The sequence below is a fragment of the Roseomonas aerilata DSM 19363 genome, from assembly GCF_000711725.1.
Lineage (GTDB): Bacteria > Pseudomonadota > Alphaproteobacteria > Acetobacterales > Acetobacteraceae > Roseomonas > Roseomonas aerilata.
Genome location: NZ_JONP01000005.1, coordinates 248,611 through 272,208, shown reverse-complemented (window position 1 = coordinate 272,208; position 23,598 = coordinate 248,611). Strand labels below are relative to the sequence as shown.

The following is a 23,598-nucleotide window of genomic DNA, read 5'->3' as shown; positions in this document are numbered from 1 at the left end:
GGCGCCCGAGTTCATCCGGCTGATGGCGGAGGAGATCGGCGCGACGGCCGGCTGGGCCGGGTTCAACGTGCACCTGGCCGCCGGCATGCTGCGCGAGGCGGCGGCGATGACGACGCAGACGACGGGCGAGGTGATCCCCTCGGACAAGCCCGGCTGCCTTGCGATGTCGATCCGCGCGCCCGTCGGCGTGGTGCTGGGGATGGCGCCGTGGAACGCGCCGGTCATCCTCGGCGTGCGCGCGCTGGCGCTGCCGCTGGCCTGCGGCAACACGGTGGTGCTGAAGGCGAGCGAGCTCTGTCCGGGCACGCACAGCCTGATCGCCCAGGCCCTGCGCGAGGGCGGGGTGCCGCCCGGCGTGGTGAACGTGGTGACGCACTCGGCCGAGGACGCACCGGCAGTGGTGGAGGCGATGATCGCGCACAAGGCGGTGCGGCGGATCAACTTCACCGGCTCCACCAAGGTGGGGCGGATCGTGGCCGTGCACGCGGCGCGGCACCTCAAGCCCGTGCTGCTCGAGCTAGGCGGCAAGGCGCCGATGATCGTGCTGGAGGACGCGGACCTGGACGAGGCCGTGAAGGCCGCCGCCTTCGGCGCCTTCATGAACCAGGGCCAGATCTGCATGTCCACCGAGCGGCTGGTGGTGGTGGAGAGTATCGCGGACGAGTTCGCGCAGCGGCTCGCCGACTTCGTCGCGGCGCTGCCGGTGGGCGACCCGCGCGGCGGCAACGTGTTCCTCGGCTCGGTGGTGGACGAGGCCTCCGCCGTGAAGGTGGAGCGCATGATCGCCGACGCGGCCTCCAAGGGCGCGGTGGTGCACGGGGGCGGCGCGCGGCAGGGAACGATCATGCCGGCCGCCATCGTCGATCGCGTGACGCCGGCGATGGCCCTCTATGCCGAGGAGTCCTTCGGGCCGGTCGTCGCGATGATCCGCGTGAAGGACGCCGAGGAAGCGCTGCGCGTGGCGAATGACACGGAGTACGGACTGTCCGCCGCGATCTTCACGCGGGACGTGGCGCGCGGCATCGCGCTGGCGCAGCGGATCGAGAGCGGCATCTGCCACGTGAACGGCCCGACCGTGCATGACGAGGCGCAGATGCCCTTCGGCGGCACCAAGTCCTCCGGCTACGGCCGCTTCGGCGGGCGCGCAGGGATCGCGGAGTTCACGGAGCTGCGCTGGATCACCGTCGAGACGCGGCCAGGGCAATATCCCTTCCCGCCCGCGGCCGCGAAGGACGCCGCATCGCCGCCCCCGGCAACGCCCGGCGCGCACTGAGCAGGAAGGGAGGGAACGCCATGAGCAGGCACGTCACCCGCCGCACAGCGCTCGGCGCCGCGACCGCCGCGCTCGCGGCGCCGGAGGTCCACGCGCAGGGCGGCTATCCGAACAAGCCCGTGCGCATCGTCGTCCCCTTCCCGCCCGGCGGGCTGGTGGACCTGCTGGCACGCTCCGTCTCGCAATCGCTCGCGGCGCGGCTTGGCCAGCCCTTCGTGGTGGACAACCGCGCGGGCGCGGGCGGCAACATCGGCGCCGATCTCGTCGCGAAGGCGGCGCCGGACGGGTACACGCTGCTCGCCTCCTCCATGGGGCCGCTGGCGGTGAACCAGTTCATCTATCCCTCGATGCCCTACGACACGAACACGGCCTTCTCGCCGATCACGCTGCTGGCGACGACGCCGAAGGTGGTTTGCGTGGCGAATGCGCAGCCCTGGCGGAACCTGGCGGCGCTGGTGGCGGCGGCAAAGGAGAAGCCGGGCCAGATCACCGCGGGCTCGGCCGGCGCGGGCAGCAGCCTTCACCTCGCGCTCGAGCTGTTCAAGGCCGAGACGGGCACGGATATCCAGCACGTGCCCTATCGCGGCGCCGCACCGGCCGTGACGGACCTCGTTTCCGGCAATATCGACATGGTCATCGACAACGTGCCGAACATCATCCCGCAGATTCGCGGCAACGGCGTGCGCGCGCTAGCCGTCGCGACGGAGAAGCGGCTGCCGCAGCTGCCGGACGTGCCGACGACGGCGGAGGCGGGCGTGCCGGGCTTTCTGTTCGGCACCGCCTTCGGCATGGCGGCGCCCGCCAGCACACCTGACGCCATCATCGCGACACTGGCCGAGGCGGTGGCCGTGGCGCTGCGCGACCCTGCCATCGGCGGGCGGCTGGTCGATCAGGGCACCATCCTCGGCGGCACCGGGCCGCAGGCCTTCGCGACCCTGGTGGAGAACGAGAAGCGCACACTGGAGCCGGTGATCCGGCGGGCGAATATCCGGGCGGACTGAGCGGCGGCTTCCCGGAGAGGGCTCTGCCCTCTCCGAACATCTCCCGCCAAGGGCCTGAGCCCCTTGGATCCCCGTCCGGCTGGCGCGGATCCGATGACGAGGGGCGGTTCTTTCTTCGCGCCCTTCCTGAACGTGCAGTCGCCCCGGGTCATCGACCCGAGGCGCACCGGCTACTCAGTATTTCCAACTGGAAGAAAAAAGATGATGGTGAGGGGTCCGGGGAGAGGAAGAATTCCTTCTTCTTCTCCCCGGAGGCACCGGTGCCGCTCCTTCAGCAGAAGCTCACCCCCCAAGTTCCGCCGGCGTCATTCGCCAGCCCTCACCGGGAGCATCCGGCGGCTCCACCCAGAGGGGCAGGGCGTTGGGGGTGCGGATATTGGCGGGAAGGCCCGCCGCCTGACGGAAGGCGCGCCAGAGGGCGCCGTGCGCCACCACCAGCACGGGACCTGGCTGGGCGGTCGCGTGGTTGATGGCGTTCACCGCGCGCTCGCGCAAGTCGGCGAAGGGTTCGGCGCCCTCGGGTGTGGAGCGGCCGGCGACCCAGTCGGAGAACCAGTCGGACATCTCCTGGCCCTCCTGCACGCCGAAGCCGCATTCGATGAGGTTCTCGTCGAAGGTGACAGGCAGGTTGAGGCGGGCGGCCACGATCTCCGCCGTCACGCGCGCGCGGCCGAGGGTACTGGAATGAATCGTGCGGATACCGCGCCCGACCAGCGCCTCCGCGGCGCGACCGGCCTGGGCAAGGCCCACGGGGTTGAGCGGGATGTCCACCTGGCCCTGCGAGAGCATGCGGGCGTTCCAGTCGGTCTCGCCGTGGCGGAGGAACCAGAAGGGGATGGGGTTCGGTTCGGTCATGTGCTGGCGCGGGCGCGGGTTTGCTCCCCCGGCCCGCTTTCCTTAGGCCGCCAGCCCTTCCTGTTCCAGTGCCCGCTTCACCGCCGGGCGCTCCAGCATGGCCTTGAGGTGGCGGTCCAGCTTCGGCGGCAGCGGCTTGCCGACGCGCTTGGCCTGCCAGTACTCGACGAAGAACAGCGCAGCATCGGCGACGGAGTAGCCCTCGGGCAGGATCCAGGTGTCGCCCGTCCAGTTCTTGTCCAGCAGCTCGAAGAACTTGTCCGCGTTCTCCTGCGCCTGCGCGATCACCTGCGGGTGGTCCTCGTCCCGCACGGAGAAGTTGGCCGGGCGGAACTGGCGGGTGAAGGCGTTGGGGTGGATGGTGCCGGTAACGTAGTCGATCGCCTCCAGCGCGCGTGCCTGGGCGGCGGGATCCTTCGGCAGCAGCCCGGATTCGGGATTGCTGGAGCCGAGATAGAGGGCGATGGCCGGCCACTCCGTCAGCGCCCGCCCGCCCTCGTCAAGATCCAGCGCCGGCACCTTCGACTTCGGATTCACCGCCTTGTACTCGGGCTTGTGCTGCGCGCCGTCCTTCGTGGAGACGAGCGAGAGCTCGTAGGGCTTGCCGATCTCCTCAAGGATCACGTGGATGCCCATCGAGCAGGCACCGGGGGAGTAGTAGAGCTTCATCGGGCGTGTCCTCAGCCTTGGCGGGCGGAGGGTGGCCGAATTGCGGCCGGGGTTGAAGGGGGGGGCGGGCGCCGCGATCCACGCCGCCCCTCTCCGACGGCGTGGACGGGCGCGGCGCTCAGGCCGGCATGGCGGCGGTGCTGCGCAGGCCTGCGGCCTGCAATCCGGCGAAAGCGGTGACGACCAGGGCCTGTGCGAGGACGAAGGCGGTGCCCAGCGCGTTCGGCGCCACCCAGCCGAGTGCGAGAATGGCAACGCTCTCGGCTGCCCAGAGGATGTTGATGCCGATGACCGCGAGAACGAGCGCCCGAGCCGGTGCCGCGTGGCGGCCGAGCCAGAGGACGAAGCCGGCATAGGGGAGCAGCACGGCCCCGGCCGCGCGCAGCAGGCCCGGCGGAAGCGCGGTGAGATCGGCCAGCGGGCCCGCGGCCAGCAGCATCAGCGCGCCGGGGGCGCCGCTCGCCGCCGCGTCCAGCAGCAGGGCGCGGCGAAGGAAGGGGGAAGCGTTCATGGAGGGATTCCTGCACGTCCGGCGGGATTGCCGGTGGGCGAACCCTGTGCCGGCGGCGGGGCGCGGGTCGATGACCTCGAAGGTCATGGAGACGCCGCACGGGGCGGCGATAGGCTCCCGGCATGAGCACGCGCATGGCCCCGATCGGCGACCACCTCCGCAGCTGGCGACAGCGCCGGCGCATGAGCCAGATGGACCTGGCGCTGGAGGCGGAGATCTCCACCCGGCACCTCAGCTGCCTCGAGACGGGCCGCGCCATGCCGAGCCGGTCCATGGTGCTGCGCCTGGCCGAGCAGCTCGATGTGCCGCTGCGGGAGCGGAACCTCTGGCTGGCGGCCGCCGGATTCGCGCCCGCCTACCCGGAAAGGGGGCCGGACGACCCCTCGATGCGGGCGGCGGTGGAGGCGGTTCTCGCGGCCCATGCGCCGAACCCGGCGCTGGCGGTGGACCGGCATTGGAACCTCGTCTCGGCAAACGCCACGGTCGGGCCGCTGATCGCGGGGGCCGATCCGGCGCTGCTGGCGGGGCCGGTGAACGTGATGCGGCTGGCGCTGCATCCGGCCGGGCTTGCGCCGCGGATCGGGGATCTCGGCGCAGTGCGCGCGCACTTCCTCGCGCGGCTGGCACGGCAGGCAACGGTGAGCGGCGACCCCGTTCTCGTGGAACTGCTGCGCGAGCTGCGCGCGCTTCCCGCGCCGCCCGGCGAGGCCGCGGAGCCGGAGGCGCTCGCCCTGCCCTTCCGCCTGCGGCTGGGCGAGGTGGAACTATCCTTCCTCACGACCACCATGGTCTTCGGCACGGCGCACGAGGTGGCGCTGTCCGAGCTGACGGTGGAGACCTTCTTCCCGCTGGACGAGACGACGCGGGAGGCGCTGCGGCGGCTCTAGTCTAACAGCGTGGAGACCGAGGATTCCTCGCTGATCCGGCGCATCGCCTCGGCCAGCAGCGGGGCGACGGTGAGCTGCTTGATGTTCGAGGAAACGCGCTCGGCTCCCGCTGTTTGTTGCGAGATTAGCAAGAGACGTTACGCGCGAATTTTCGCATCTGAGATCGCAGCTTCAATCAACTCCGCTGCTCGTACTTCTATTGTGCTTCGCAAGAAACTGAGCATAAATGAAAGATGCGCTTCAGCATGGATTGCTACGGGATCAACCCAAATCTCAGCGGTCAATCCATGCCCACTAGCCTTAGCGGAAGAAGCGCTGCGCCATTGAATTGGCACCGACCAAGCTGCGGCCGCGCTTTCGAGGCGAGCCTTGAGGTGTGGCAGTAGAAGCTCGACCGAGGTTCTGTGTTCACGGCTGATAGCAATGTCAGGCATAATACCGGCTCCAACTTTACGTTACAATAACAGAACATTGAAGCCGTTCGCAAATGAATTTAGCTGCTCGAGCTGACGGTGGAAACCTTCTTGCAACTGAACGAGACGACGCGGGAGGCGCTGCGGCGGCTCTAGTCGAACAGCGTGGAGACCGAAGATTCCTCGCTGATCCGGCGCATCGCCTCGGCCAGCAGCGGGGCGACGGTGAGCTGCTTGATGTTCGAGGAGATGCGGACCGCCTCCGTCGCCTGGATGCTGTCCGTCGTGATCATCTGCTCGATCGGCGCTGCGCCGATGCGCGCGACCGCGCCGCCCGAGAGCACGCCGTGGGTGACATAGACCGAGGCGGAGCGCGCGCCGTTCTTCAGCAGCGCGTCGGCCGCGTTGCAGAGCGTGCCGCCGGAGTCGACGATGTCGTCCACGAGGATGCAGTCACGCCCCTCCACGTCGCCGATCACGTTCATCACCTCCGACACGCCGGCGCGCGGGCGGCGCTTGTCGATGATGGCGAGGTCCGTGTGCAGGCGCGTCGCGATGGCGCGCGCGCGCACCACGCCGCCGACATCGGGGGAGACGACCATGAGGTCGCGGCCCTTGAAGCGCTCCTGGATGTCGCGCGCAAACAGGGGGGCGGCGAAGAGGTTGTCCACGGGGATGTCGAAGAAGCCCTGGATCTGCCCTGCGTGCAGGTCGAGCGTGAGGACGCGATCCGCGCCGGCACGGGTGATGAGGTTGGCAACGAGCTTGGCCGAGATCGGCGTGCGGGGCCCGGACTTACGGTCCTGCCGCGCGTATCCAAAATAGGGGATCACCGCCGTCACGCGGCGCGCCGAGGAGCGGCGCAGCGCATCGAGCGTGATCAGCAGCTCCATCAGGTTGTCGTTCGCGGGATAGCTCGTGGACTGGATGACGAAGACATCCTCGCCGCGAATGTTCTCCTGGATCTCCACGAAGATCTCGAGGTCCGCGAAGCGGCGGACGGAGGCCTGGGTGAGCGGCAGGTTGAGGGCCGCTGCGACCGCCTCGGCGAGGGGGCGGTTGCTGTTGCAGGCGAGGATCTTCATCCGCGTGAAATCTCCGGGCGCGCCGTGGGCAGGCTTGGCCGACCCTGGGCGAGCCCTGGGTTTGGGCAGGTCAGCGGCCGGGCGACGTGGGGCGGCCGGGGGATAGCAACCGGGCGCCGCCAAGTCCATGCCGGCCGAGGGGTTGCGCCCCACGCAAGGCGCATGCCCGCGCCGCTCCGCGCGAGGAAGCGACCGCTAGCGCCCCGTCCCGGCGCGAGGCGCGGGCGGCGCAGGTGGTGCGGCCGCCTCCCCCGGGGTTGCGGGCGACGGATTCGCGGCGCCTTCGCGGCGCGTGGCGGCCTCGCCCAGCCCACCGGCATTGGCGATGATGTCGCGCACCGCGACCGATGCCTCCTCCGCCACGACATAGGCGACATCGCCCCAGAGGCCGTTGAGGCTCCCGCCCGGCACCTCGTTCAGCTGGAGCGCGCGGCCGAGGTCGTGGCCGTCCCGGCGCGAGACCTTCCAAAGGATTTCCACCCGCTGCTTGCGGTCCGCGGCGGGAGCCATCGTCACCTCGCCCGAGACGGCGAAGGCGGCGCCCTCCGCGCCGTCCTGCACCACGAGGCCCTTGCCGGCCAGGAACTCCTGCATGCGCGCGGCCAGGGCTTGGTTGCCGTCGCCGGGGGCGCCGCGCACGCCGGTGAAGCGCACGCGCGGCGGACCGGCCGAGCCGTTGAAAGCCACCGTCTCCGAGGCGCGGCGGGCGGCCTCCCCGCGGGAGAGAAGGCCGGCGACCACGGTGGCGTCGCGGGACGCCACCTCGCGCAGCATCCCGGGCTCGGACTGGCTCCACTCGGCCACGCCCACCGGCGCGCCGCGCGCCTGGCCGAGCACGCGGCCGTCGGCGTCACGGATGGCGTAGGCGGGAACCACGCCCTGTCCCTCCCGGTCCGCGGTGATGTCGAGGCGCCAGTCGAGCGGGGCCGGCGGCCCGGCCACGGCAGGAACCTCGGCCCCTTCCAACGCCTCCGACATGGCGACCGCGAAGTCGCTGGAGGCCATGTCCGACAGAAGGGCGGCCGAAGGAGACGGCACCGCGATTCGATAGGCCGGCGGCGCGGCGAGGCGCCGGCCCTCGGCACCCGGATTGCCCCGGAAGGGCTGCGGCAGCGGCCCGCAGGCCGTCAGCAGCAGGAGGGCCGCGAGAAAGCTCGGGAAGGGGCGCATGCGCTCAGCCAATCATGCAGGAGGCGACAAGGGTGAGGAAGGCGAGCGCGAGGAAGATGAAGAGGTAAGGCATGGGGGGCCCTTATCGCGGGGCCGGCAGGGTTGCGCCAGCACTCATCCTGAGGGGGACGGCGCGGGCGCCCCGGCCGCCGGTGCGCCTCGTGTTATTGGCAGGGCAGCGCGCTCTCCGAGGATCGCAGGAGCCAGCCCCTACCCCGGCAGCGCGATCGCCGAGAGCTGGTGCCCGATCGGCCCGCCACCTTCCAGGGTGCGCCGGCGGTGAGAGAAGAAGCCCTCCTCCTCCGTCAGGGTGTCGTTCGGCAGCGCCTCGGCGGCGACCCCGGCAGCGCGGAGGCGGGCGAGGATCAGCCCGGCCATGTCGAACTGCCAGTGGCCGTCTCGCCGGCCGGGCGTGAGGAAGCGGTCGCCCCCGGGATCCGCGGCGAGGAGGGCGTCGCGCAGGTCGGCACCTACTTCGTAGCTCGGCTGGCGGATGCAGGGGCCGAGGCAGGCGGCAATGTTCGCGCGGGTGGCGCCCAGGCCTTCCATGGCGGCGATGGTGGCTTCCAGCACGCCGGCCAGGGCGCCGCGCCAGCCGGCATGGCAGGCGCCGACCACGCCCGCACGGCTGTCGGCGAAGAGGACGGGGCCGCAATCGGCGGTGATGATCCCGAGGGTGACGCCAGGGCGGTTGGTCACGGCGCCGTCCGCGCGGGGGCGGGCCTCCATGGGGATCGGGGCTTCGGCCACCACCACGTCGATGCCGTGCACCTGGAAGAGGCCGGAGAGGGAGGCGGGTTCCGTGCCGATGGCGCGCATGGCCAGCGCCCGGTTCCGCGCGACCGCTTCCGGGTCGTCCTGGCCGGAGAGGGAGCAGTTGAGGCTGGCGAATCGCCCCTCGGAGACGCCACCGCGGCGGGTGAAGAAGCCGTGCGGCAGGCCCGAGAGGGAGGGTGAGGTCAGGAACTCGGCGGTCTGGGTCATGCGGCCTCGAAGCCGGGCGGGGTGGGAAGGGCGAGGTGGCTGATGGCCAGGGCCTTGAACAGGCGCCCCATGGCCTCCGGCGCGGTGAGGCGCGTGGCCGCCTCCAGGTGGCGGGCGCCCCGACCAGGCTCGGAGGCAGCGAGCGCGGCGGCCCGGCTGTGCAGGCCGAGGCGGGTGAGGAAGACGCCCTGCGGCACCGGCCCATGGGCCGCCGCGCCAACGGCACGGGCAGCGCGGGCGAGGGCGGCGAAGTCCACATGGGCGGTGAGGTCAGCGCCGCCGGGATCGGCGAGCGGGTCGGCGGCGCGGCGGTCGCGGATCGCCTGGAGGCTGCTGCCGGGCGCGCTCTCCGCCGGGCCGTAATCGATGAGGAGGGCCGCGCCGCCTCCTACGGCGAGGCGGGCACCGAGGGTGGTGGCGATGGTCAGGGCGGGCTCGTTCACCTCGCGGATCTCGCCCTCCTCGCCCTCGCCCGGCAGGGGCGCATCCGGGGCGGGGCGCTCGACGAAAGCGCCGCCGGCGACCCAGCGCTCCATCCAAGCATCGCCGCGGCGGACGAACTGGCGGATAGGCAGGGCGTCGAGGAACTCGTTGGCCAGCAGGATCAGCGGGCCGTCCGGCAGGGTGGTCAGGTCCTCGTGCCAGGTGGCGTCGGGCAGGCGGGCGCGCTGGGCCTCCCGCAATAGGGGGGAGGTCTCGACGAGGTGCAGGCGGGCCGCACGGGCGAAGTCCGGCACCATGGCACCGACGGCGCGGAGGGCATCGGCCATCAACGTGCCGCGCCCGGGGCCGGCCTCGGCCAGGATGACGGTGGCGGGGCTGCCCATCATGGTCCAGGTGACGGCGGCCCAGAGGCCGAGGCATTCCCCGAAGGCCTGCGTGATCTCGGGCGCGGTGGTGAAGTCGCCCGCCGCGCCGAAGGGATCGCGGCCCGCGTAGTAGGCGGCATTGGCGCGGGCCATGAAGGCGTCGAGGCGCTCCGCTTCGCTCAAGCGGCCGGCACCTCGGCCACCCGTCGGCTGCGGGCCATCAGCCAGGCGCCGACGAGCACCATCGGCACGGAAAGAAGCTGCCCCATGGTGGCCCCGGCGAAGAGGAAGCCGAGCTGTGGGTCGGGCTGGCGGAAGAACTCGCCGATGATGCGGGCGATGCCGTAGCCCGCCAGGAAGGCACCGGCGGTGAAGCCGGGGCGGGCGCGCAGCGCGGGCGTGCGGATGATCCATTGCAGGATGACCAGCAGGATCAGCCCCTCCATCGCCGCCTGGTAGAGCTGGGAGGGGTGACGGGGCTCGGGGCCCGCATGGGGGAAGATCACGCCCCAGGGCACGTCGGTCGTGCGGCCCCACAACTCCCCGTTGACGAAGTTGGCAAGCCGCCCGAGCCCCAGCCCGACCGGGACGACGCTCGTGATGCGGTCCGCGAAGAGGAGGAAGGGCAGGCGCTGGCGGTGGGCGAAGAGGGCGATGGCGAGGATCACGCCGAGGGCCCCGCCGTGGAAGGACATGCCGCCGTGCCAGAGGTAGAGGACCTCCCAGGGGGCGGTCCAGATGATGTCCGGCCGGTAGAACAGCACGTAGCCGAGCCGCCCGCCGAGGATGACGCCAAGCGTCGCCCAGGTGACGAAGTCGTCCATCTGCTCGGGCGTGGCCGCGACGGGCGGGCGCTGCACGAGCCGCCGCGCCATCTGCCAGGCGATGACGATGCCGACGATGTAGGCCAGCGCGTACCAGCGCACGACGAAGGGCCCGATGGCGATGGCGACCGGGTCGAAGGCGGGAAAGAGGATGGCGGGGATCATGCTTCGGCTTCGGACGGGGGCCAGGCCTGGGGCCAGGATTGGGGCGAGGGACGGCGCCGGGGCGGTATAAGCCCGAACCTGCCGCGCGGGAAATGGCGCGGGGCGGCGAAGGCGGGAACGCCCTCCAACGGCTCTTGAAACGATGGTCGGGCCGGGCCAGTTCGTCCGGCAACCCGGATCCGGGCCCCTCTGGCGAGAGCAGCCGGCTGCTTCGCGATGTCGGATCACTCCTGGCTCAACAGCCGGCAATGGAGTGGCTCGCATGGAATCCGCTGTCTTCCTCGCCGACTGGCTCGGCACCCCCGCTTGGATGTGGCTCACCTTCCTCGGGCTTGTGGCGGCGCTTCTCGCCTTCGACCTCGGCGTCCTGCACCGCGGCAACCGCGAGATCGGCGTGCGGGAGAGCCTGATGCTCTCCGCCTTCTACATCACCCTCGGGCTAGGCTTCGGCGCCTGGGTCTGGTGGACGCTGGGCGCGGAGCCAGGGCTGAACTACCTGACGGGCTTCGTGGTCGAGAAGACGCTGGCGATGGACAACGTCTTCGTCATCGCGATGATCTTCTCCTTCTTCGCCGTGCCGCGCGCCTACCAGCACCGGGTGCTGTTCTGGGGCATCCTCGGCGTGATCGTGCTGCGCGCGATCATGATCGGGCTCGGCGCGGCGCTGGTCACGCATTTCTCCTGGGTGCTGTATGTCTTCGCGGCCTTCCTGGTGGCCACGGGCGTGAAGATGCTGCTCTTCGCCGAGAGCGAGCGGCCGGTGGGCGAGAACCCGCTGGTGCGGCTGATGAAGCGACGCCTGAACGTGACGGAGGAGCACCACGGCGAGCGCTTCTTCGTGCGCCGGCCTCATCCCGCCACCGGGCGGCCCGCCCTTTTCGCCACGCCGCTGTTCATGGCGCTGGTGATGATCGAGGTGGCGGACGTTATCTTCGCGGTCGATTCCGTGCCGGCGATCTTCGCCATCACGACCGACCCGTTCATCGTCTACACCTCCAACATCTTCGCCATCCTCGGGCTGCGCGCGCTGTACTTCGCGCTCGCCGCGATGATCTACCGCTTCGCCTACCTCAAGGTGGCGCTCTCCGTGGTGCTGATCTTCATTGGGTCGAAGATCTTCATGGCCGACCTGCTGGGCATCGGGAAGATCCCGCCCGCGGTCTCGCTCGGCGTCACCTTCGCGATCCTCGCCTCGGGCGTGGCCTACAGCCTCTGGCGGACACGGCCGGGCGACAGGACTGGAACGGTGCCGGAAGGCGGCGCCCGGTAGGTTCCGCCCCAGATGCGGACGGCCCGCACCCCTGCGGCGCGCTGGCGCCCGCCCGCGAGAAAAGCGCGCGGGGGTCTACGCCAGAGGCCACGCCGGGGCCATGTTGGGACGGTATCGACTGGAGGTTGTCATGCAAGAGGGTGGGCAGGGTTCATCGGGGCCTTTCGGGACCGGCGGCTTTGGTGGCGGCCGGGGCAAGTTCTTCGATGACCTCGCGGGCATGGCCGGCGGCGCCTTCTCCGTGCTGGCGGGCGCGCGCGCCGAGATCGAGAGCGCGGTACAGGCCCAGGTGGAGGCGCTGACCGCGCGGCTGAACCTCGTCAAGCGCGAGGAACTGGACGCGGCGCTCGAGGTGGCCCGCCGTGCGCGGGAGCAGGCCGAGGCGCTGGCCCTTCGCGTCGAGGCGTTGGAGGCGCGGATGAACAACGCGCCCCCCGACGCGACGCCCTTCGAGACGGGTGCGGCCACGGGTGGTGCAACCGATCCGGGTCCGGCTGACGGGGGCGTGTGACGCCCCATTGAAGCCTTCGGGGTTGCCGCTGCGTTCGGCATCGCAGTATCAACCTGTTGGGGCTGGCCCGACCGATTCGCTACCAGACTCGGGGGGTCTGTCCGTCTCGGATAGGAGGTGACGCCATGTCAGCCACCCTCGCTGCCACCCGGGACAGGGCCGCCAACCCGCTCGACGTCGTCGAGCAGATCGTGGCCGCCAACGAATGGGCCTTCGACCGCCGCTCCGACGGCGAGATGGCCGCGGAAGCCCCGGGCAAGTGGTGCGACTACGGCCTTCACTTCGCCTGGTCCACCGAGATCAGCGCGATGCACTTCACCTGCGCCTTCGACATGAAGGTTCCGGCCGCCGCGCGCGGGCGCTTGCACGAGCTGCTGGCGCTGGCGAACGAGAAGCTGTGGATCGGCCATTTCGGGCTCGAAGGTGAGGAGGGGGTGCCGGTCTTCCGCCACGCCGTGCTCCTCCGCGGTGCCCGCGCCGCCAGCGTGGAGAGCCTCGAGGACATGGTGGACATCGCCATCACCGAGTGCGAGCGCTTCTTCCCCGCCTTCCAGTTCGTCCTCTGGGGCGGCAAGGCGCCGGCCGAGGCGCTCGCCGCGGCCATGCTGGACTGCGTCGGCGAAGCCTGAAACCTTCGGGCGAGCCCGCCGGTCAGCGGGCGAGCCCTGAGGGATTGCCCGATGTCGTCTGATCTACTGCCCCCCGTGCTTCTTGTCGGCTGCGGCAAGATGGGGGGCGCCCTCCTCCATGGTTGGCTAGAACGCGGCCTCTCCCGCGCCGTGGTGGTGGAGCCGCACAAGCTCTCGACGGAAGCCTTCGCACACCGCGTCGAGGTGGTGCCGGATGCCGAGGCCATCCCCTCCGGCTTCGTGCCCGAGGCCGTCGTTTTCGCCACCAAGCCGCAGCAGGCGGAGGCGGTGCTCCCCTCCTACCGGCCCTTTGCGCGCGGCGGGGCGCTGTTCCTCTCGATCATGGCGGGCAAGACCATCTCTGGCCTGGACGCCATGCTGGACGGCGCGGCGGTCGTGCGGGCCATGCCGAACACGCCGGCCTCCATCGGCCAGGGCTTCACCGTCGCCTGCGCGGGGCGCCGTGCCTCCGCGGAGCAGAAGGTACTGGCGGACCGGCTGCTGGCCGCGACCGGCGAGGTCGCCTGGGTGGAGGCGGAGAGCCTGATCGATCCCGTCACTGCCATTTCCGGCGGCGGGCCGGCCTATGTCTTCCTCCTGGCCGAGCTGCTGGAGCGCGCGGGGATCGCGCAGGGCGTGCCGCCGGACCTCGCCCGGCGGATGGCGCGGGCGACGGTGGCGGGCTCCGGCGCGCTGCTCGCCCGCAGCGCGGAGGACGCGGCGGTGCTCCGGCAGAACGTCACCTCGCCCAAGGGCACGACCGAGCGGGCGCTGGCGGTGCTGATGGACGAGCACGCCTGGCCCACCCTGGTGCCGCAGGCGATCGACGCCGCGACCCGGCGTTCCCGCGAGCTGGCGGGCTGAGGTGACGCGCCGGTAACGGGCGAGGTTGATAGAGGGGGCGGACACGCCATCTTGCCCACGATGAGCACGCGCGACGCCCCCTCCCCTTCCCTTCTCGATGCCTTCTGGCGCGTGGTCGCGCGGGAGGGATGGCACGGCACCACCTTCGCGCGCATCGCGGCCGAGAGCGGCGAGACGCTGTCCGACCTGCGCGGCCGCTACCCCACGCCGGTGGACCTGCTGCGCGCCCATGCCCGCGCGGTGGACCAGGCGGTGCTGGAGGGGACGGTGCCCGGCCAGCACGGCTTCGGCAGCGCCCGCGACCGGGTCTTCGACCTGCTGATGCGCCGCCTGGACGCCCTGGCCCCGCACCGCGAGGGCGTGCTGCGCCTGCAGCGCGACCTCATGCGCGACCCGATCTCGGCCCTGCTGCTCTCCCCCATCCTCATGGCCTCCATGGCCTGGACGCTGGAGGGGGCGGGGATTTCCACCGGGGGGATCGCGGGCGCGCTGCGCGTGCAGGGGCTGGCTGGGGTGTGGATCGCCACCGCCCGCGCCTGGGAGGGGGATGAGAGCGTCGATCTCGGCTCGACCATGGCCGCGCTCGACCGTGCACTGGATCGGGCGGAGAGCCTCGCCCGCACGCTTCGCCTGACGGACGAGGAGGCGGATGCGTCCCCTGCTGACGCCATGCCGGTGGAGCGCTTCGACGAGCCGCCCCTCGCCGATACGGGCACCATGATGGCCGAGGCGACCGGCGCCAGCCCCGATACCTCCGACGCCGCCCTGCTGCCCGAGGTTCCCGGCGATGTCGGCGAGGTGACGCCGCCGCCCTCTGCCCTCGGGCCGGAGGCGCCGGGCGAAGGGGGTGCCACGCCAACGCCGCGCGCGGCTTCCGGCAAGGGTGCGAAGGGAAATGGGGCGGGCAAGGCGTCGCTGGCCTGATCGCCGCGCTTGGAACGGCGGCTTCGGGGCGCCGTGGCGCTTGCAGCCGCCGAGCCCCGCGCCCAGGATGAGCCGATAAACCAAGGAGGATAGCTATGTCCGATCGCCCCGCCCTGCCCCCGGAAATGGACCCGATGCGCATGCTGTCCGAGATGAAGATGCCGATGGTGGACGTGCAGGCGCTCGCCGCCGCGCAGCGCCGCAACCTGGAGGCGCTTTCCGCCGCGAACCGCGTGGCGCTGGAAGGCGCCCAGGCCATCGCCCGCCGGCATATGGAAATCCTGCAGCAGTCCATGGCCGAAATGACGGAGGCCGTGCGCGGCGTGTCCTCGCCCAGCGCCGATCCCTCCTCGCGCGCGGCCCAGCAGGCCGATCTCGTGAAGGCCACCTACGAGCGCGCGGTGAACAACATGAAGGAACTGGCCGACCTCATCCAGAAATCCAATGCCGAGGCGCTGACGGTGCTCAACAAGCGCTTCTCGGAGGCGATGGACGAGGTGCGCGGCATGGTGGCCAAGAAGGAGGGCTGAGGGCCCTTATCCCGGGGCCTTCGGGTCCCGGTCCTCAAGGCGGGCGCCGTCGAGCAGGGCGTCGCGCGCCGCTTCCGCGGCGGCATCCCGCGCCCGCTCGGCCTTCGTGCGGCCATGAGCGGCGCGGTTGGCCGCGGCCTTCTCCTCCGCCGCCTTGCGGTCGCGCGATTTGCGGGCCCGGTTCAGGTTGACGATCTCGGCCATGGCGCCAGGATAGCGATCCCTACCCTTCGGAACCATCCCATGCAGATCGAGTTGACCGCGGCCGACGGCCATCGCCTCTCCGCTTGGCGCGCGGGGCCGCAGGACGCGAAGCACGGGCTGGTGGTGATCCAGGAGATCTTCGGGGTCAACGCCCATATGAAGCGGCTGTCAGACCACCTGGGCAGCCTCGGCTGGGCCGTGGTCACGCCCGCGCTGTTCGACCGGGCCGAGCGCGGGGTGGAACTGGGCTACGAGGCACCCGACCGGGAACGCGGCATGGCGCTGCGCAAGAAGGTCTCGGACGAGGCCGCGATGCTCGACGTGGAGGCGGCGGCGCAGGCCCTGCCCGCGGGCGCGGCCAAGGGCATCATCGGCTACTGCTGGGGCGGTACCATCGCCTGGTGGGGCGCGACGCGCTCCAACACCTTTCGTGCCGCGGTCGGCTACTACGGCGGCGGCATCGCCGGCACGCGCAGCGAGGTGCCGCACTGCCCGGTGCAGCTCCATTTCGGGGAGAAGGACGCGGGTATTCCCCTCTCGGACGTGGATCTGGTGCGGCAGGCGCAGCCGGGCGTCGAAATCCACCTCTACCCGGATGCAGGCCACGGCTTCGCCTGCGAGGACCGCTCGAGCTACAATCCCGCTGCCACGGAACTGGCCGAGGGACGGGCGCTGGCCTTCCTGTCCTCCCGCCTGGGCTGAAGAGGGCCCATGGTCGGGTCGATCGTCGCGATCGTCGTCTTCCTCGGCCTGCTCTCGGCCATGCCCTACCTATGGCCGGACGGCTTCTCCCAACCGCCGGTGATCATGATCGGCCTGTTGGCCGCCGCGGCGGTGATCGTGCTGGTGGCAGGATTTCGGCGGCGGAGCAAAGGCTGGGAGACCGACGCGAGCGACTGAGTGTTCCTGATCGCGTGCCGCGGGTGATCCCGGGGAGAGGAAGAAGGAATTCTTCCCCTCCCCAGACCCCTCACCATCATCTTTTTCTTCGAGCTGGGAATGCTTTGTGGCCGGTGCGCCTCGGGCCACCGTCCCGAGGCGACCGCACGCTCAGGAGGGGCACCGGGAAGTGGGCCGGTCCCCGATCACCGCATTCGCGACAGCCAAATGGGGATCCAACGCTGCGCGTTCACCCGAGAGGTCCGGAGAGGGCGAAGCCCTTTCCGGGAGCCACCGGTTCAGGCCGCGCGCAGCACCCGCCCCGCCACCGCGTCGAGCTTCGCCACCAGGGCCGGATCGCGCTTTTCCGGCGGGGTGACAATGGCGGCATCAAGGGCGCGGTCGCACCCGGCCGGGCAGAGGCCGCGGGGCTTGCCGAGCATGGGCACCACGGCCCGCACGAGGTCCTTCGCGCGGCCCGCGTTCTCCAGCAGCACCTTCACCACGGCGTCCACCGTGACGTGGTCATGGTCGGGGTGCCAGCAGTCGTAGTCGGTGACCATGGCGACGGTCGCGTAGCAGAGCTCCGCCTCCCGGGCGAGCTTGGCCTCGGGCATGTTGGTCATGCCGATCACGTCGCAGCCCCATGCCCGATAGAGCTCGCTCTCGGCGCGCGTGCTGAACTGCGGCCCTTCCATGACGAGGTAGGTGCCGCCGCGCTTGTGCTTCAGCCCGATGCCGCGGGCCGCCTCCTCCAGCGCGTCGCCGAGGCGGGGGCAGAGAGGATGGGCCATCGAGACATGGGCGACGCAGCCCGTCTCGAAGAAGGACTTCTTGCGGGCAAAGGTGCGGTCGATGAACTGGTCCGCGATGACGAAGGTGCCGGGCGGCAGGTCCGCGTTGAGGCTGCCGACGGCGGAGAGCGAGAGGATCTCCGTGCAGCCGGCGCGCTTCAGGGCGTCGATGTTGGCGCGGTAGTTCAGCTCGCTCGGCGGCACGCGGTGGCCGCGCCCATGGCGGGGAAGGAAGACGCACCTCGTGCCGTCCAGGGTGCCGAAGAGCAACTCGTCCGAGGGCTCTCCCCAGGGGCTTTCCACCCGCTGCCAGCGCCGGTCCTCCAGGCCCTCGATGTCGTAGAGACCGGAGCCGCCGATGAGGCCGATGACAGGTGTGATCGTGTCGGACATGCTGCGCTCCGCTTGGCGGTTCGGGCCCGCCCTCTAGCGGAGCAATGGCGCTGGCACCAGTGCGCCCCTGATCCCATGGCTCTTTGCAGCCGAGGGTTGTAGAATCCTTGCTGTTTGATAATGGCAGGGGAATTCCGGTGGCGATGGAGGTTCCGCGCCCGGCGAACGAGGCAGCGCGTCTGTTGGACGTGGCCGATCTTGAGGCCTTCGACCGGGTCACGGACGATCTGCTCGGGGCGTTCATCAGGGTGGCGGCGGATCTGGTAGGCGTGCCGATCTGCGGCGTTTCCCTGGTGGGCGAGCACCGGCAGTTCTTCAAGGCGTTGAAAGGGCTCGAGCCCGGCAGCCTGCCGCGCGACTCCTCCTTCTGCGCCCATGCCATCCTCAACCCGCAGGAGGTGATGGTGGTGTCCGACCTGCGGGCGGACCCGCGCTTCAGCACTAACGCCCTCGTCATGGGCGATCCGAATCTTCGCTTCTATGCCGGGGCTCCCCTTCTCGGCAGCCGCGGGAATGCGGTCGGCACGCTTTGCGTGCTCGATCGGCAGCCGCGCTCGCTGACGCCGCAGCTGGTGGCGCGGCTGCAGGACCTGGCCCGGGGGGCCTCGGCCGCGCTCTCGCTCCGCCACGCGATCGGAGAGGTGCATCGCGCGGCCCGGACCGATCCGCTGACAGGGCTGCTGAACCGGGCAGGGATGAAGGAGGTGCTGGCAAGGGAGGGGCCGCGCGATCTCTGCGTGCTGATGATCGATCTCGACGGCTTCAAGCCGATCAACGACACCTATGGCCATGCAGGGGGCGACAAGGCCCTGGTGGAAGTGGCGCGCCGCCTGACCGAGGCGGTCCGCGAGGGAGACTGGGTGGCGCGGCCAGGTGGCGACGAGTTCGTCGTCCTGGCGCGAGGCCTCGCCGACCGTCAGGCGGCGCTGGCGCTGGCCGAGCGCATCCACGCGGGCCTGGCCGACACCTTTGTGTTGAATGGTTCCCTGGTGCCGCTGCGCGCCTCGATCGGCCTCGCGGTGGGGCGGCGCGAGGAGGCGGCGGCGCTGATGGAGAGGGCGGACGCGGCCGTCTACGAGGCTAAGCGGGCCGGGCGGAGCGTCACGCGCGCCGCCGAGGATATTCCCGCGCCGGCCAGCATCGGCCGCACGGCGCTGGAGCAGCGGCTATGCCGCGCCTTCGAGCCGGGCGGGCAGGTTCCCTTCCATCTCGTGTTTCAGCCGATCGTGGACATAGCGACGCGGGCGGCGCACGGAGCGGAGGCGCTGCTGCGCTGGCACGGCGAGGCGGGACCAGTGCTCTCCCTCTCCGAGCTGCTGCCGGTGGTCGAGAGCCTGGGCTATTCGGGCGCGCTCGACCGCTGGGTCCTCGCTGAGGCCTGCCGGCTGATGGCGGCGGACGGGGCGCCCTTCCCGATCTCGATCAACATCTCGGCCAGCACCTTCGGGATGCCGGGCTTCGATACGGCTGTCGCCGCTGCTCTGCGGACCCATGGGCTTGAGGGGGACCGGCTGAGGATCGAGATGACCGAACGCTCCCTGGTCGGCGATCCGGTGGCGGCGCTCGGTAATGTGGAGGGTCTGGCGCGGATCGGCGTCCGCGTCGCGCTGGACGATTTCGGCGGCGGGCACGGAACGCTGGCGCGGCTACGGGGCTTTCCCTTCTCGGCCATCAAGATCGACCGCGGGCTGGTGATGAACTGCGCGGGCGACGCGCAGGGCACAGCGCTGCTGGAGGCGGTGGTGAGCATGGCCCGGGCGCTCTCCGTTCCCCTGGTGGCGGAAGGGGTGGAGGAGGCCGAGCAGCTGATGCTGCTGGCCCGGCTCGGGGTCGATGCGGCGCAGGGCTTCCTTCTCTCCGAGGCTGCGCCGTGGGACGGGTTGGCAGCGGCCGGGCAGGCCGCTGGCGCGCGTGCACACGGAATCCTTGGCTCGGCAGGGAGACGCGCCGCGGGCTAACCCTTCGACGGCACCCAGCCCGCTTCCGGGCAAGGGGAAGGCCCGAACGAAAAAGGCCCCGCACCGGGCGAACCGGTGCGGGGCCTTTGAAGCTTGTGGTCAGGCTATTGCGTGTCCTGGTGCAGGTTCGCCCAAACCTTGCGCTTCACCGCATAGACAAGGCCGCCGAGGATGGTCAGGAAGATCACCATCCGCACGCCCATGGCGCGGCGCTGCTCCAGCTCGGGCTCGGCCGCCCAGGAGAGGAAGGTGACGACGTCGGTGGCCATCTGGTCGATGGTCGCCTTGGTGCCGTCAGCGAACTCGACCTGGCCCTCGGTGTTCAACGGCGCCGCCATCGCGATCTGATGACCCGGGAAGTACTTGTTGTAGTGCATCCCCTCCGCGATCGTCACGCCGGGTGGGGGATCCTCGTAGCCGACCAGCAGGGCGTGAACGTAGTCGGCGCCGCCCTCGCGCGCCTTGATCATCACCGACAGGTCGGGCGGCAGGGCGCCGTTGTTGGCGGCGCGCGCCGCGGCGTCGTTCTGGAAGGGCCGGCGGAAGCGGTCCGAGGCGCGGGCGGGACGCTCGAACATCTCGCCGTTGTCGTTCGGCCCGTCCTGCACCTGGAACTGGGAGGCGAGCGCCGCGATCTGGGTCGCGTTCAGGCCGATACCCGAGAGGTTCCGGTAGGAGAGCTGCCGCATGGAGTGGCAGGCCGAGCAGACCTCCTTGTAGACCTGGAAGCCGCGCTGGGCGGAGGCACGGTCGAAGGTGCCGAAGGGGCCCTCGAAGGTGAACTTGGTGTCCGGCAGGTGGATTACCTCGTGCTCCTGGGCACGGGCGTCCACCGAGGCAATGACGGGCACGAGAAGGACGGCGGCCGCAACGGCGGCCGCCTTAACAGTGGTCAGCAGGGGGCGCATCACGCCTTCTCCATCGGCTTGGCCGTTGCGCCGGCAGGCAGGGGTCCGCCGCCGCGATGCTTCAGCACGGCGCGGCTGATGCTCTCAGGCAGGGGCAGAGGACGCTCGAACTTCGACAGGAAGGGCAGGATCACGAGGAAATAGGCGAAGTAGTAGGCCGTCGCGAGCTGCGCGATGAGAATGTAGGGCTGCTCCGCCGGCTTGCCGCCCGCCCACATCAGCACGAAGAAGTTCGCGGTGAAGAGGAGGAAGGCGATCCGGCCGAGCGGGCGGAAGCGCATGGAGCGCACCGGCGAGCTGTCCAGCCAGGGCAGGAAGAAGAGCACGATCAGCGCGCCGCCCATCATCGCCACGCCGCCGAGCTTGTTCGGGACCGCGCGGAGGATCGCGTAGAAGGGCAGGAAGTACCATTCCGGCACGATATGCGCGGGCGTCACCAGCGGGTTGGCCGGGATGTAGTTGTCGGGGTGGCCGAGCAGGTTCGGCGCGAAGAAGACCAGGAGGGCGAAGACCAGCAGGTAGACGATGATCCCGACGCTGTCCTTCGTGGTGTAGTAGGGATGGAAGGGGATGGTGTCCTGCGGGCCCTTCGGCTCGATGCCCAGCGGGTTGTTGGAACCCGTGATGTGCAGCGCGGCGATGTGGAGGAAGACCACGCCCGCGATCACGAAGGGCAGGAGGAAGTGCAGCGAGAAGAAGCGGTTGAGGGTGGGGTTGTCCACCGAGAAGCCGCCCCAGAGCCAGGTCACGATGCTGTTGCCGACCAAGGGGATGGCCGAGAACAGGTTGGTGATGACGGTGGCACCCCAGAAGGACATCTGGCCCCAGGGAAGCACGTAGCCCATGAAGGCGGTGGCCATCATCAGGATGAAGATGACGACGCCGATCATGAAGAGCAGTTCGCGCGGGGTCTTATAGGAACCGTAGAAGAGGTTCCGCCAGATGTGGATGTAGACCACGATGAAGAACATCGAGGCGCCGTTGGCGTGGATGTAGCGCAGCAGCCAGCCGTAGTTCACGTCGCGCATGATGCGCTCGACGGAGTCGAAGGCGAGCTGGGTGTTGGCGGAGTACTGCATGGACAGGACCACGCCGGTCGCGATCATGATCGCGAGGCTGATCATGGCGAGCGCGCCGAAGTTCCAGAAGTAGTTGAAGTTGCGCGGCGTCGGGAAGGTGCCGTACTCGCGCTGCACCATGGAGATGATGGGCAGGCGCTGGTCGACCCAGCGGAGGACGGGATTCTTGACGTCCGACTCGTGAAGGCCCTCGGGCATGGTGGTGGCTCCTCAGCCGATCCGGATCTTGGTGTCGGAGGTGAAGGTGTAGTCGGGAAGGGCGAGGTTCGTCGGCGCGGGGCCGTGCCGGACACGCCCGGAGGTGTCGTACTGGCTGCCGTGGCAAGGGCAGAACCAGCCGCCGTACTCGCCGCGGTTGTCGGTCGGTTTCTGGCCCAGCGGCACGCAGCCGAGATGGGTGCAGATGCCGATGACGATCAGCCACTGGTCCTTGCCCAGCTTCACGCGGGACTGGTCGGTGGCGGGGTCGATCAGCTGGCCAACGGGGACGGCGCGGGCCTCCTCGATCTCCTTGGCGGTGCGGTGGCGCACGAAGACGGGCTTGCCGCGCCACATGGCCGTGATGGCCTGGCCCTCGGCGATGGGGCTCAGCTCCACCTCGGTGCTGGCCAGGGCCAGCACGTCCGCGCTCGGGTTCATCGAGTTAATGAAGGGCCAGGCGACCACACCGACTCCGACCAGCGCGAAGGAGCCGGTGGCAAGTTTCAGGAAGTCCCGGCGCGGCGGGCCTTCCTCGTGTTGCACGCCGACCGGATCGGCCTGGCGGGGACCCGCCTCCGAGGGGCTCGTCTTGGGCGGGGAAGCCAGCACATCGGCCATTCGATCGCTCGTCCTGTTCTCCGCTCCCTGCCGCTGGGCGGCCGGGGGCGGTTGCACTGTCTCCGGCAGGGCATGCGGTCGGACGGGGCGTCCGGGCCGAGTGCTCGCGCGGGGTGGGGCGTGGCACGCGCGGGTGCGCGGTGCCATGCCGGTTCTCTGGCCATATAAAGGGCGGGGATGCAGGGTGGCAACGGCGCGAGCCGCACCGCAACACGACGATGGGGCAGATGATACGCAACCAAGACCATGCCGCGCCCGCCCAGGCCACCGAATCCGGCCCTCACCCCATGGCCGGCTCGGCCCGCCGCTGGTTCGAGGGGCTGCGGGACCGCCTCTGCGCGGCCTTCGAGGCGATCGAGGATGAGGGCGGCACAGGCCCGCACGGCGCCATGCCGCCCGGCCGCTTCGTCCGCACCTCCTGGGACCGGCCGGAGGGCGGCGGGGGCGTCATGTCCGTCATGAAGGGCCGGGTCTTCGAGAAGGTGGGGGTGAACGTCTCCACGGTCTGGGGGGAATTCAGCCCGGAGTTCCGCCGGCAGATCCCGGGGGCGGAGGAGGACCCGCGCTTCCTGGCCACGGGGGTTTCGCTGGTGGCCCATATGCGCTCCCCCCGCGTGCCGGCCGCGCACATGAACACCCGTTTCATCACGACGCGGCGGAGCTGGTTCGGGGGCGGCGGGGACCTGACGCCGATGTTCCCGCAATCGGCGGAGGCGCAGGAGGACGCGGCCGGCTTCCACGCCGCCTTCCGCGCGGCCTGCGACCGGCACGACCCAGCCTACTACCCCCGCTTCAAGGCCTGGTGCGACGAGTACTTCTTCCTGCCCCACAGGGGGGAGCCCCGCGGCCTCGGCGGCATCTTCTACGACTGGCTCGGCCGGGACGAGCCGGACGGGGCGCGGCTGGAGGACCACTTCGCCTTCACCAGGGATGTGGGCGAGGCTTTCCTCGAATCCTTCCCCGCCATTGTGCGCCGCCGGATGCACGAGCCCTGGACCGAGGCGGAGCGCGAGGCGCAGCTCATCCGGCGCGGGCGCTACGTAGAGTTCAACCTTCTCCATGACCGCGGCACGCTTTTCGGGCTGAAGACCGGGGGGAACGTCGAGGCGATCCTCATGTCCATGCCGCCGGAGGTGCGATGGCCTTAAGCGGCCGCCCACGGGGCTGGCCGACGGGCGCGGGCGCTGCCT

The 23,598-nt window shown here is 70.6% G+C and carries 27 protein-coding genes and 1 pseudogene; 13 read left to right on the top strand and 15 right to left on the bottom strand.

Annotation, left to right across the window (positions count from 1 at the left end; translation table 11 throughout):
• Both BO39_RS08370 and BO39_RS08365 read left to right on the top strand, forming a co-directional pair.
• Positions 1–1,273: aldehyde dehydrogenase (locus BO39_RS08370; protein ID WP_043831992.1), on the top strand; the 1,273-nt coding region annotated here is incomplete at its 5' end.
• Positions 1,274–1,293: 20 nt separating this feature from the next.
• Positions 1,294–2,274 (top strand): Bug family tripartite tricarboxylate transporter substrate binding protein, encoded by a 981-nt coding sequence (locus BO39_RS08365; protein ID WP_043831835.1) that lies wholly within the window; start codon positions 1,294–1,296, stop codon positions 2,272–2,274.
• 282 nt (positions 2,275–2,556) lie between these two features.
• Here the strand turns inward: BO39_RS08365 and BO39_RS08360 are convergent, their stop codons facing one another.
• The 3 genes from BO39_RS08360 to BO39_RS08350 all read right to left on the bottom strand — a co-directional run bounded on the left by BO39_RS08360 (position 2,557) and on the right by BO39_RS08350 (position 4,309).
• On the bottom strand, positions 2,557–3,129 hold the full coding sequence (locus BO39_RS08360) for a histidine phosphatase family protein (protein WP_043831833.1): 573 nt from the start codon (positions 3,127–3,129) through the stop codon (positions 2,557–2,559).
• Between the two features lie 42 nt (positions 3,130–3,171).
• The gene (locus BO39_RS08355) at positions 3,172–3,798 is read right to left on the bottom strand and encodes a glutathione S-transferase family protein (protein WP_043831830.1); all 627 of its coding nucleotides are present in this window, start codon (positions 3,796–3,798) and stop codon (positions 3,172–3,174) included.
• A gap of 118 nt (positions 3,799–3,916) precedes the next feature.
• A complete protein-coding gene (locus tag BO39_RS08350; RefSeq protein ID WP_043831829.1) occupies positions 3,917–4,309 on the bottom strand; it encodes a hypothetical protein in 393 nt (130 codons plus the stop codon).
• Positions 4,310–4,431: 122 nt separating this feature from the next.
• On the opposite strand from BO39_RS08350, the gene BO39_RS08345 reads away from it, so the two are divergent.
• Positions 4,432–5,196, top strand: coding sequence for a helix-turn-helix domain-containing protein (locus BO39_RS08345; protein ID WP_043831827.1), 765 nt, complete (start codon positions 4,432–4,434; stop codon positions 5,194–5,196).
• On the opposite strand, the pseudogene BO39_RS32495 reads toward BO39_RS08345, so the two are convergent.
• The 7 genes and pseudogenes from BO39_RS32495 to lgt all read right to left on the bottom strand — a co-directional run.
• Positions 5,193–5,282: pseudogene (locus BO39_RS32495) on the bottom strand (phosphoribosylpyrophosphate synthetase); the annotation flags it as partial. The gene BO39_RS08345 and the pseudogene BO39_RS32495 sit on opposite strands and share 4 nt — an antisense overlap.
• A 51-nt stretch (positions 5,283–5,333) precedes the next feature.
• On the bottom strand, positions 5,334–5,630 hold the full coding sequence (locus tag BO39_RS30950; RefSeq protein WP_084697952.1) for a polyhydroxyalkanoic acid system family protein: 297 nt from the start codon (positions 5,628–5,630) through the stop codon (positions 5,334–5,336).
• A gap of 131 nt (positions 5,631–5,761) precedes the next feature.
• Positions 5,762–6,694: a ribose-phosphate pyrophosphokinase gene (locus tag BO39_RS08340; RefSeq protein WP_043831826.1), complete on the bottom strand. Its 933-nt coding sequence runs from the start codon at positions 6,692–6,694 to the stop codon at positions 5,762–5,764.
• Between the two features lie 195 nt (positions 6,695–6,889).
• Positions 6,890–7,864: a hypothetical protein gene (locus tag BO39_RS08335; protein ID WP_043831824.1), complete on the bottom strand. Its 975-nt coding sequence runs from the start codon at positions 7,862–7,864 to the stop codon at positions 6,890–6,892.
• A gap of 210 nt (positions 7,865–8,074) precedes the next feature.
• Positions 8,075–8,848, bottom strand: coding sequence for a peptidoglycan editing factor PgeF (pgeF, locus tag BO39_RS08330; protein ID WP_043831821.1), 774 nt, complete (start codon positions 8,846–8,848; stop codon positions 8,075–8,077).
• Positions 8,845–9,840 (bottom strand): class I SAM-dependent methyltransferase, encoded by a 996-nt coding sequence (locus BO39_RS08325; RefSeq protein WP_043831820.1) that lies wholly within the window; start codon positions 9,838–9,840, stop codon positions 8,845–8,847. Before BO39_RS08325 ends, pgeF begins: the two co-directional genes overlap by 4 nt.
• Complete coding sequence (gene lgt, locus BO39_RS08320; protein WP_043831818.1) at positions 9,837–10,646, bottom strand: prolipoprotein diacylglyceryl transferase; 810 nt, start codon at positions 10,644–10,646, stop codon at positions 9,837–9,839. Before lgt ends, BO39_RS08325 begins: the two co-directional genes overlap by 4 nt.
• 262 nt (positions 10,647–10,908) lie before the next feature.
• Between lgt and BO39_RS08315 the strand changes: the two genes are divergently transcribed.
• From BO39_RS08315 to BO39_RS08290, 6 genes are all read left to right on the top strand, one after another.
• Positions 10,909–11,916, top strand: coding sequence for a TerC family protein (locus BO39_RS08315; RefSeq protein ID WP_043831816.1), 1,008 nt, complete (start codon positions 10,909–10,911; stop codon positions 11,914–11,916).
• A gap of 130 nt (positions 11,917–12,046) precedes the next feature.
• A complete protein-coding gene (locus tag BO39_RS08310) occupies positions 12,047–12,427 on the top strand; it encodes an accessory factor UbiK family protein (RefSeq protein ID WP_084697951.1) in 381 nt (126 codons plus the stop codon).
• A 125-nt stretch (positions 12,428–12,552) separates the two neighbouring features.
• Positions 12,553–13,056: a type III secretion system chaperone family protein gene (locus tag BO39_RS08305; protein ID WP_043831814.1), complete on the top strand. Its 504-nt coding sequence runs from the start codon at positions 12,553–12,555 to the stop codon at positions 13,054–13,056.
• A 51-nt stretch (positions 13,057–13,107) separates the two neighbouring features.
• Positions 13,108–13,920, top strand: a complete 813-nt coding sequence (gene proC / locus BO39_RS08300) for a pyrroline-5-carboxylate reductase (protein ID WP_043831812.1) — start codon at positions 13,108–13,110, stop codon at positions 13,918–13,920.
• Positions 13,921–13,971: 51 nt separating this feature from the next.
• Positions 13,972–14,844 carry a TetR family transcriptional regulator gene (locus BO39_RS08295; protein WP_211257401.1) on the top strand — a complete coding sequence of 291 codons (873 nt, stop codon included), beginning with the start codon at positions 13,972–13,974 and terminating at the stop codon, positions 14,842–14,844.
• 95 nt (positions 14,845–14,939) lie between these two features.
• Positions 14,940–15,374 carry a phasin family protein gene (locus BO39_RS08290; protein WP_052401803.1) on the top strand — a complete coding sequence of 145 codons (435 nt, stop codon included), beginning with the start codon at positions 14,940–14,942 and terminating at the stop codon, positions 15,372–15,374.
• A 6-nt stretch (positions 15,375–15,380) separates the two neighbouring features.
• On the opposite strand, the gene BO39_RS08285 is transcribed toward BO39_RS08290, so the two are convergent.
• Entirely contained in the window at positions 15,381–15,578 is a 198-nt protein-coding gene (locus BO39_RS08285; RefSeq protein WP_043831808.1) for a DUF4169 family protein, read from the bottom strand.
• 39 nt (positions 15,579–15,617) lie between these two features.
• On the opposite strand from BO39_RS08285, the gene BO39_RS08280 reads away from it, so the two are divergent.
• The gene (locus BO39_RS08280) at positions 15,618–16,280 is read left to right on the top strand and encodes a dienelactone hydrolase family protein (protein WP_043831806.1); all 663 of its coding nucleotides are present in this window, start codon (positions 15,618–15,620) and stop codon (positions 16,278–16,280) included.
• A gap of 9 nt (positions 16,281–16,289) precedes the next feature.
• Positions 16,290–16,478 (top strand): hypothetical protein, encoded by a 189-nt coding sequence (locus BO39_RS08275; protein WP_043831804.1) that lies wholly within the window; start codon positions 16,290–16,292, stop codon positions 16,476–16,478.
• A gap of 278 nt (positions 16,479–16,756) precedes the next feature.
• On the opposite strand, the gene BO39_RS08270 is transcribed toward BO39_RS08275, so the two are convergent.
• Positions 16,757–17,644, bottom strand: a complete 888-nt coding sequence (locus BO39_RS08270) for an S-methyl-5'-thioadenosine phosphorylase (RefSeq protein ID WP_043831802.1) — start codon at positions 17,642–17,644, stop codon at positions 16,757–16,759.
• Between the two features lie 143 nt (positions 17,645–17,787).
• Here BO39_RS08270 and BO39_RS08265 point away from each other — a divergent pair, with 143 nt between their 5' ends.
• Positions 17,788–19,602 (top strand): putative bifunctional diguanylate cyclase/phosphodiesterase, encoded by a 1,815-nt coding sequence (locus BO39_RS08265; protein WP_052401802.1) that lies wholly within the window; start codon positions 17,788–17,790, stop codon positions 19,600–19,602.
• A gap of 104 nt (positions 19,603–19,706) precedes the next feature.
• Here BO39_RS08265 and BO39_RS08260 read toward each other — a convergent pair whose 3' ends face one another.
• Genes BO39_RS08260 through petA form a run of 3 tightly spaced genes read right to left on the bottom strand, consistent with a single transcriptional unit; the run spans position 19,707 to position 22,408 of the window.
• Complete coding sequence (locus BO39_RS08260; RefSeq protein ID WP_052401801.1) at positions 19,707–20,510, bottom strand: cytochrome c1; 804 nt, start codon at positions 20,508–20,510, stop codon at positions 19,707–19,709.
• Complete coding sequence (locus BO39_RS08255) at positions 20,510–21,787, bottom strand: cytochrome b (RefSeq protein ID WP_043831801.1); 1,278 nt, start codon at positions 21,785–21,787, stop codon at positions 20,510–20,512. Before BO39_RS08255 ends, BO39_RS08260 begins: the two co-directional genes overlap by 1 nt.
• Positions 21,788–21,799: 12 nt before the next feature.
• Positions 21,800–22,408: a ubiquinol-cytochrome c reductase iron-sulfur subunit gene (petA, locus tag BO39_RS08250; protein WP_084697950.1), complete on the bottom strand. Its 609-nt coding sequence runs from the start codon at positions 22,406–22,408 to the stop codon at positions 21,800–21,802.
• Between the two features lie 227 nt (positions 22,409–22,635).
• On the opposite strand from petA, the gene hemF reads away from it, so the two are divergent.
• Complete coding sequence (gene hemF / locus BO39_RS08245; protein WP_084697949.1) at positions 22,636–23,556, top strand: oxygen-dependent coproporphyrinogen oxidase; 921 nt, start codon at positions 22,636–22,638, stop codon at positions 23,554–23,556.
• Positions 23,557–23,598: the final 42 nt, after the last annotated feature.